This is a genomic window from Kitasatospora sp. NPDC059571 (assembly GCF_042735675.1).
Taxonomy (GTDB): Bacteria; Actinomycetota; Actinomycetes; order Streptomycetales; family Streptomycetaceae; genus Kitasatospora.
Window position 1 is genome coordinate 6975 of the sequence record NZ_JBHWBW010000176.1, and the last position, 7456, is coordinate 14430.

At 73.0% G+C, this 7456-nt stretch carries 9 protein-coding genes; 7 read left to right on the top strand and 2 right to left on the bottom strand.

The window, feature by feature from the left end; translation table 11 throughout:
- Positions 1-77: 77 nt before the first annotated feature.
- Positions 78-482, bottom strand: coding sequence for a hypothetical protein (locus tag ACFV0G_RS20340; protein ID WP_380549407.1), 405 nt, complete (start codon positions 480-482; stop codon positions 78-80).
- Positions 483-1239: 757 nt separating this feature from the next.
- Between ACFV0G_RS20340 and ACFV0G_RS20345 the strand changes: the two genes are divergently transcribed.
- Both ACFV0G_RS20345 and ACFV0G_RS20350 read left to right on the top strand, forming a co-directional pair.
- Entirely contained in the window at positions 1240-1935 is a 696-nt protein-coding gene (locus tag ACFV0G_RS20345; RefSeq protein ID WP_380549410.1) for a DUF1062 domain-containing protein, read from the top strand.
- A gap of 276 nt (positions 1936-2211) precedes the next feature.
- Positions 2212-2844: a DUF6193 family natural product biosynthesis protein gene (locus ACFV0G_RS20350; RefSeq protein ID WP_380549413.1), complete on the top strand. Its 633-nt coding sequence runs from the start codon at positions 2212-2214 to the stop codon at positions 2842-2844.
- 58 nt (positions 2845-2902) lie between these two features.
- Here ACFV0G_RS20350 and ACFV0G_RS20355 read toward each other — a convergent pair whose 3' ends face one another.
- Positions 2903-3283: a monovalent cation/H+ antiporter complex subunit F gene (locus ACFV0G_RS20355; RefSeq protein WP_380549416.1), complete on the bottom strand. Its 381-nt coding sequence runs from the start codon at positions 3281-3283 to the stop codon at positions 2903-2905.
- A 692-nt stretch (positions 3284-3975) separates the two neighbouring features.
- On the opposite strand from ACFV0G_RS20355, the gene ACFV0G_RS20360 reads away from it, so the two are divergent.
- The 5 genes from ACFV0G_RS20360 to ACFV0G_RS20380 all read left to right on the top strand — a co-directional run bounded on the left by ACFV0G_RS20360 (position 3976) and on the right by ACFV0G_RS20380 (position 7271).
- Positions 3976-4875, top strand: coding sequence for an ABC transporter substrate-binding protein (locus ACFV0G_RS20360; RefSeq protein ID WP_380549419.1), 900 nt, complete (start codon positions 3976-3978; stop codon positions 4873-4875).
- A complete protein-coding gene (locus ACFV0G_RS20365) occupies positions 4872-5768 on the top strand; it encodes an amino acid ABC transporter permease (RefSeq protein ID WP_380549422.1) in 897 nt (298 codons plus the stop codon). The genes ACFV0G_RS20360 and ACFV0G_RS20365 overlap by 4 nt, the downstream gene beginning before the upstream one ends.
- On the top strand, positions 5765-6538 hold the full coding sequence (locus ACFV0G_RS20370) for an amino acid ABC transporter ATP-binding protein (RefSeq protein ID WP_380549425.1): 774 nt from the start codon (positions 5765-5767) through the stop codon (positions 6536-6538). Before ACFV0G_RS20365 ends, ACFV0G_RS20370 begins: the two co-directional genes overlap by 4 nt.
- A 155-nt stretch (positions 6539-6693) precedes the next feature.
- Positions 6694-6903 (top strand): hypothetical protein, encoded by a 210-nt coding sequence (locus tag ACFV0G_RS20375; protein ID WP_380549428.1) that lies wholly within the window; start codon positions 6694-6696, stop codon positions 6901-6903.
- Positions 6900-7271, top strand: a complete 372-nt coding sequence (locus ACFV0G_RS20380; protein ID WP_380549431.1) for a fic family toxin-antitoxin system, toxin component — start codon at positions 6900-6902, stop codon at positions 7269-7271. The genes ACFV0G_RS20375 and ACFV0G_RS20380 overlap by 4 nt, the downstream gene beginning before the upstream one ends.
- Positions 7272-7456: the final 185 nt, after the last annotated feature.

Consider the following 7456-nt stretch of genomic DNA (forward strand, 5'->3'; position numbering starts at 1 on the left):
CCACCCACCCCCCCACAGACCCCACTCCCGCTCCCCCCCCCCCCGGCGGCCGGGGCCCCCGCGCCCCCAAGGGGCGGTCAGCAGCCGGTGTTGTGCAGACCCGGCGTCTCGAAGTCGCCCTGGCCCTCGGCCGCCAGGACGCCGTAGATGGTGCTGCAGCCCAGGTCCTGGTTCTTGAACTGGTACGTCTTCGTGTCGCCCTTCTTGATCGTGAAGGCGTTGCTGAGGTGCGTGGTGTTGCCCTTGCGGTAGCCGAACTTCACGGTCACCGGGGAGCCACCGGTCTTCCCGTACACGAGGTTCACGGTGCGCCCGCCGTCGATGATGCCCACGCAGAACGAACCGTTGGACAGTGAGGTGCACGACGGGCCCGCGTTGCGGGCCGCGGCAGCCGACTCGGTGGCCGAAGCCGGAGCCGCAAGGCCCGCGGCGGCGAGCAGCGAAGCGGCGACGATGATGCCGGCCCGAGTGTGGTTGCGCATGAGGAGAGTCCCTTTCCTGCAGGTCATCGGAGTGACTGCTCGTCAGATTACCTGCCAGTAACCAGGAGGCCAAAAGCCCGGGGGAACCGGAACGGCTTCACCGCGTCGAAGCGGACATGGGCCGACCACACCCAGCAGTGCTCATCGCAGCCGTCGCGGTTGGTGCATCGCCGTGGCGGGGTGCTCCTCATCGGGAGAGGAGCACCAAGTGGAGTACCGCCGAGCGCCGATGTCCGACAGGGTCCACTACCGCGACTCGGACCGGACGCTGCCTGTCCTCTCGTGCGACGGCCGGTTCCGGATGACGGAGTCCGTGGAGCAGGTCACCGTCACGACCGCCCGCACTGTCTTCCCTCCCGGCATGGCCGCGTGCAGCGTTCTCGACTTCACGCGGTCGCTGCATGCGCCCCTCGGCGATCGCCGCCTGGTCGACGGGACGACCGGCAGGGAGGTGCCCCGTCGCGGATCGGAGCCAGTTCGGGTCCGCTGTTCCCGAGGTGCCTGCGCCGTCGCCGGCGGCGGGGAGCTGATCGCGGGACAAATTGAGTTGCCCCGGGCTGCGGCTTCGACCACTATCACCCGCATGTACCTGTAACGGCTGCCACGTAGCACCACCCCACGGTCGCGCTGTCGACCTCGGAGCCTGACGACCCGGCCCCGAGGCGGTGACTCGCGCCTTCGTGTGCATCCGTCAGATACCGGGAGCCGCTGCCTGTGGCACGCGATCTCCTGCTCAGCCCTGAAGGCAATCACCACCATGAATACCAACCGCAAGGCCCAGTGGGCCGTGCGTCAGTCCGCGCTGCCCACCGTCGTTCGGCCCTGCCCGGACTGCTCCGGCTCGCGGCACCGCCCCTCGGGCAAGATCCGCGTCAACGCGAGCGGCAAGCTCCTCGACGTCTGGCTCCTCCTGAGCTGCGCATCCTGCGACCGGACCTCGAAGGTGCCCGTCCACGAGCGCGTCCACGTCTCCTCGCTGGAGCCGGCCCGCTTGGTGGCGTACGAGGACAATGACCCGGCCGTGGTGCGGGAACTGACGCTCAGTGCGTCGCTCGCCGCCAAGAACGGCTATCTCCTCGACTGGACCGGCACCTGGGAGCTGGAGACCCGGACGCCCCTCTACGCACTGGACGACCCGACACCGCTCACGGTGCAGGTCAGCTTCGAACTGCCCGCGCCCGTCCGGGTCGAACGGCTGCTCATGCTCGGCCTCGGCCTCAGCCGCACCGGGGTTCGGCGCATGGTCGAGGACGGGCGGATCCACCTGCCACTGGCACCGGAGGCCAAGGCGCGCCGGGACTTCGAGCTCACCGTCCACGGACCCGGTGCCGTCGAAGCGGCACGGCGCCCGAAGGCCATCGGCGCTCCGGCCGATCTGCACAGCGATCTGACCCAGGTCGGACCGCCGGACGGCCCGCAGCAGTGGTCGCGCCCGGCGACGGTGGGGGCGTAAGAACCTGAGGGCAGGTTCTCCTGACAGCCTGTTGGCACGGCCGGCCATCAGCCTGTCGGGAGGTCCTGCCCGCCCGCGAAACCGGCCGGTCCGGGACCCAGCGGTGCGGCGGACGGGCTGCACCTTGGGGCAGCCGATGTGATGATCGATCAGCGCACCGGTCGGCCGGCCGGGCAGACTGGAGCCATGCCCGCTTCCCCGCACGGACGTGTTCCGGAATCTACGCCCTGCCCGGGGCCGGCTCCCGGCGCCGGGCTCGCGGCCGCGCTGGGACGCGTGGCAGCAGCGGCCGGGCTCGACCTGCCCGTGCCGTACGAGGAGCGGGAACGCCGGGCCGAGTTCAGGACCGCTGACGGCCGCCGGGCCATCGTCATCGCGCCCCGGGACGAGCGCGGCCACTGGGTGCGCCTGTACGCGCAGGGCGCCTGGCTCGCGCAAGGGACCACCGGCGATCCGGCTGCCGCCGTCGGCGCCGTGGCAGCCTGGACGGACGGCGCGGATCTCGAACGGACCCGGGCGGCTGCCCCCTTCATCCGGTTCGGCAGCCGGGCGCTCGCCCACGAGCGCGAACCGCTCGGGCCCGTCGAGCTGGCGTGGTGCCACACGATCGACTCCTTCCGCCTGCCGCCGACGAGCCGTCACCCCCGCGCCCTGGCACTCCTGGAGGCGGCCTACGCCCAGCCGGCCCTCCGCGGCCTGCGGCCGGTCACCAGCCACTTCACGCTCTGGTTCTCCAGCAGCATCGACTTCCCCTACACGCGGGTCGGGTGCGCCGTCGACCCGCACCATGGCGGGCAGTACGCCGTGCGGAGCCGGGGCGGGGAGATCGTGGCGCGTACCGACACCCCCGAAGAGGCCGTCGCCGTCGTGGTCGCCGCTCTCCCGCCGGGCACCGGCCCGGCACGCTGACCCCGGCACCCGGCCTGCGCGTGACCGAGGCGCTGCGGCCGGCCGTCATCGGATCACGTCACCGGTCCTCGCCCGGACGGGTCCGGCGGTGTCCGGTGACCCTGGAGGCCGGCAGGCGTCCCACCCCGGAGGTGCCTGCGGTGGGTCCGTTCTCCGGCCGGTTGCCGTGCCGGTCCGCGTTCTCGTCGCGACGACGGCCGGCGAGGCAGGCAAGGACGAGGGCCCCGGCGGGAGCCAGGACCGCGAGTGCCAGTGCCAGATCCTGATAGAACGGCCTGTCATGGACCTGCGGCAGAAGCAGCAGCAGGGCGCCTGCGGCGGCGGACAGCAGGGACGCCCCGACGAGGCGACGCACCGCACTGCCCCGGCAGACCGCCTGCAGGCCTGCCGCGCCGTCGATCGCCAGGAGGGCCAGTGCGGTCGCCGTCCAGGTACTCACCGGGTCCGCACCTGCCGCTCCTGGCCGACGGCCGAACGGACCGTGGCAGCCAGGGCAGTGACGCGCCCTCTCAGCACCGCGCGGGGTGTCGGGGGGCCGGGGCGGAAGGGCGCCCAGCCGTCGCTCCGCCACCGCGCGGGGATGTCGAGCCCAGCCGTTCGCATTGCTTCCTCCCGGGGTCGGCACCGTTCTCGGCACGGTGCTCCCCCGGGCCCCCTCGGGCGCGGCGCCACGCCGGACACCACCCGTTCGGCCGCACCGGGCCCGGAAGCGGACCGTCGGACGAGAGCCGGTCGCGCTGTCTGTCCGGGCGGCTGCCCGGTCGGGTCGGATTCATGCGCGCACCGCGAGGGCCCCCGGCGGCGGGAATCGAGTCGGCCGGACCGCCCTGTCCGCTATGTGGACGCCCGGCGGACCGGCCTGGACAACGGACCGGCCGAGGTGGGAGCCTCCCGCCATGCTCCCCGCTGCTCTGCAGGCCGCTCACGGCCGCACCGCCTCGTACGGGGTGCCCTGTTGTCGAGCCGGTTGCTGCTGTCGCTGCCGCTGATGCCGACCCGGTGGGCACCGCGGCTCTGCCGCCTGCCCGCCTCGCCTCCCTTCCTGCCACGTCGGCCGCCCCGTGCGTGTACGGCCGTCCCGCAGCAGCCGCGAGTTCCTTCCCCGCTCCCCCTTCGGACTGGAGTCCCGACATGCCCCCTGCCCTCGCCCGCCGCCTCGCCGGCGCCGCCTCGCTGGCCACCGTGCTGCTCGCCGCTTCCGCGCTCGCCGGCTGCGCCCCGCAGGACGCCGCCGCCCCCGGGGCGACCGCCGCGAGCGGTGCCTCGACCGGTGCCGCCGACTGCGCGAAGGGCGCGTTGGCCACCCACAAGGCCGGGACGCTGACGATCGGTACCGACAAGCCCGCGTACGCGCCGTGGTTCTCCGACGATGCGCCGGCCAACGGCAAGGGCTTCGAGTCGGCGGTCGCCTACGCGGTCGCCGAGCGGCTGGGCTACCCGAAGGAGAAGGTCAGTTGGACGGTCAGTCCGTTCGACAAGGCCTTCGCCCCGGGCGCGAAGGACTTCGACTTCGACCTCAACCAGGTGTCCATCAACGACGACCGCAAGAAGGCGGTGGACTTCTCCTCCGGGTACTACGACGTCCACCAGGCCGTGGTCGCGCTGAAGGGCTCCAAGGCGGCGTCGGCCAAGAGCCTCGCCGACCTCCGGGGCGTCAAGCTGGGCGCCCAGGTCGGCTCCACCAGCCTGGCCGCCGTCACCGGCCAGATCCGGCCCTCCGTGCAGCCGGCCGTGTTCGACAGCAACGACCTCGCCAAGACCGCGCTGAAGAACGGTCAGATCGACGCCCTGGTGCTGGACCTGCCGACCGCCTTCTACGTCACCGGGGCCGAGGTGACCGACGCCCAGGTCATCGGCCAGCTGCAGAACACCGGCGGCTCGCCCGAGCAGTTCGGCCTCGTCCTGGACAAGGGCAGCGCCCTCACCGGCTGCGTGACCGGCGCCGTCGACTCGCTGCGGGCCGACGGCACGCTCGCGAAGCTGGAGAAGCAGTGGCTCTCCGACGCCGTCTCGGCGCCGGTGCTGGGGTGAGCGCCCCCACCGCCGAGGACGACAGGCCGGCGGCCGGTACGGACGACGCGTACCGGCCGTCGGCCCGGCGGCTCGCCCGCGAGGCCCACCGGCGCCGCCGGACCCGGCGTGCCGGGCTGGTCGCCACGGCCAGCACCGCACTGACGGGCACCGCACTCTGGCTGGCGATCGCCAACTCACCGGGCTGGCCGCGCTTCCGGGAGACCTTCCTGAACGCCTCCTACGCCCGGCAGGCCCTGCCGCGGGTGCTGGAGGGCCTGTGGACCAACCTCGAACTGATGACGGTCTGCGGGGCGCTCATCCTGGTGTTCGGACTGGTCCTGGCGCTGCTGCGGACCCTGCGGGGCCCGGCGTTCCTGCCGGTGCGGCTGCTGGCGACGGCGTACGTGGACTTCTTCCTCGGCCTGCCGATGATCATCTGCCTGCTCATCATGATCACCGGCGTGCCGGCCCTGCGGCTGACCGGCGTCACCACCGACCCGCTGCTCCTCGGCGGGGCCGCACTGGTCCTCACCTACTCGGCCTACGTGTCGGAGGTCTTCCGGGCCGGCATCCAGTCCGTCCATCCCAGCCAGCGGGCCGCGGCCCGCTCGCTCGGGCTGACGCACGCCCAGGCCATGCGGTACGTGGTCCTCCCCCAGGCGGTACGGCGCGTCGTGCCGCCGCTGCTGAACAACCTGGTCTCCCTGCAGAAGGACACCGGGCTGGTGTCGATCGGCGGTGTCATCGACGCGGTCTACGCCGCGAAGATCATCACGGCGCAGACCTTCAACTACACGCCGTACCTGGTCGCCGCGCTCGCCTTCATCGTGCTGACCGTTCCGCTCACGCGGTTCACGGACTGGGTGACCGCCCGGACCGAGGGCCGCCGCCACCAGGGAGGTGCGGTGTGACGCCGCTCGACCCCGCCGTTCCGGTCCTGGAGCTGCAGGAGGTCCGCAAGGCCTTCGGCCCGCAGGTGGTACTGCGCAGCGTGGACCTCGCGGTGCCCGCACACTCGGTCACCGTGCTGATCGGGGCCTCCGGCTCCGGCAAGTCCACGCTGATGCGCTGCGCCAACCTGCTGGAGGACGTGGACGACGGTGCGATCCTGCTGGACGGCGAGGAGATCACCGATCCCGGGGCCGACCGGGATGCCGTGCGGCGGCGCATCGGTGTCGTCTTCCAGCAGTACAACCTGTTCCCGCACATGACGGTGCTGGAGAACATCACGCTGGCGCCGCGCCGGGTGCACCGGGTGGCCCGGGCCGAGGCCGAGGAGCGCGCTCGGGACCTGCTGGGCCGGCTGGGGCTGGCGGACCGGGCCGGGGACTACCCCGACCGGCTCTCCGGCGGCCAGCAGCAGCGGGTCGCGATCGTGCGGGCCCTGGCGACCGGTCCGCGGCTGCTGCTGCTCGACGAGATCACCGCGGCGCTCGACCCCGAGCTGGTCGGCGAGGTGCTCGCGGTGGTCCGCGACCTCAAGGAGCAGGGCATGACGATGGTGGTCTCGACCCACGAGATGGGCTTCGCACGGGAGGTCGCCGATCAGGTGTGCTTCCTGGACGCCGGGACGGTGGTCGAACGCGGCGCCCCCGAGCAGGTCCTCGGCGACCCGCAGCACGAGCGGACCCGCCGCTTCCTGCGCCGGATCACCGAGGCGGGGCGGTTCGCCGCCTCGTGACGGCCGATGCGCCGGTCGGGTCGAGCCGGGTCAGGTCGGGTCGAGCCGGGTCAGGTCGGGTCGAGCCGGGTCAGGTCGGGTCGAGCCGGGTCGGGTCAGGTCGGGTCGAGCCGGGGTGCTATCACGTGCTATCTCGGCCTGCTATCGTCGGTGTCATGGCGAAGACCCAGGTGAATCTCCGCATGGACGAGACGGTCGCCGAGATGGCCAAGCACGCCGCCGAGACCCGCCGCGTGCCGGTCAACGACTATGTGGCGCAGCTGATCCGGGACGACAACGAGCGGCTGCGCCACACCTTCCTGGCCGGTGCCCAGCAGGTGCTGGACGAGTACGGTGACCTGCTCGACGGGATCGAGGCGGCGTGATCCTGCACGTCGATCTCGCGTGGATCCTCGAGGTGGCCGAGCGGGCCGGGGTGGGTGATCCGGCGCCGGTGGACTACGGGGTGGCGATCGCCGCCGTCGAGCGGCACCGGGCGGTGGTCGCCGGGCGCGACGTCTACGACGGGCCGTACGCGCGGGCCGCGGCGCTGGTGCACACGCTGGGGCGGCTGCCGTGGCTGGAGCGCTCCAACCTGCGGGTGGCGGTGGCCGTCGCGCACGGCTATCTGCTGGCCAGCGGCGTGCCGGTGAAGCTGGATCAGGAGCGCGTGACGGCGGTGGCCACGGAACTCAAGCGTCCGGACACGACCGCGGCCGACGTTGCCGCCGCCCTCAGGACCTGGGCGGCCTGACCGCACCGCCGACGGCGCCGCGGCGGCCGATGGGTCCGCGCCCGCGCCGTGCTCCGGCCACGGTGCCGTGCCCGCCCGTCGACGCCTACGCGTCGTCGCCGTCCGGGCGGGTGAGGGCGACGGTGGCGCGCCGGGCGACCTCCAGGATGTCCCGGTCGGTGGGGCCGGTGCCCTGGGCGGCGAGG

Bases quoted from the DNA above. Each gene is read 5' to 3' on its own strand.
- ACFV0G_RS20360 (WP_380549419.1), top strand. From the start codon at position 3,976: ATGCCCCCTGCCCTCGCCCGCCGCCTCGCCGGCGCCGCCTCGCTGGCC.
- ACFV0G_RS20345 (WP_380549410.1), top strand. From the start codon at position 1,240: ATGAATACCAACCGCAAGGCCCAGTGGGCCGTGCGTCAGTCCGCGCTG.
- ACFV0G_RS20340 (WP_380549407.1), bottom strand. From the start codon at position 482: ATGCGCAACCACACTCGGGCCGGCATCATCGTCGCCGCTTCGCTGCTC.
- ACFV0G_RS20375 (WP_380549428.1), top strand. From the start codon at position 6,694: ATGGCGAAGACCCAGGTGAATCTCCGCATGGACGAGACGGTCGCCGAG.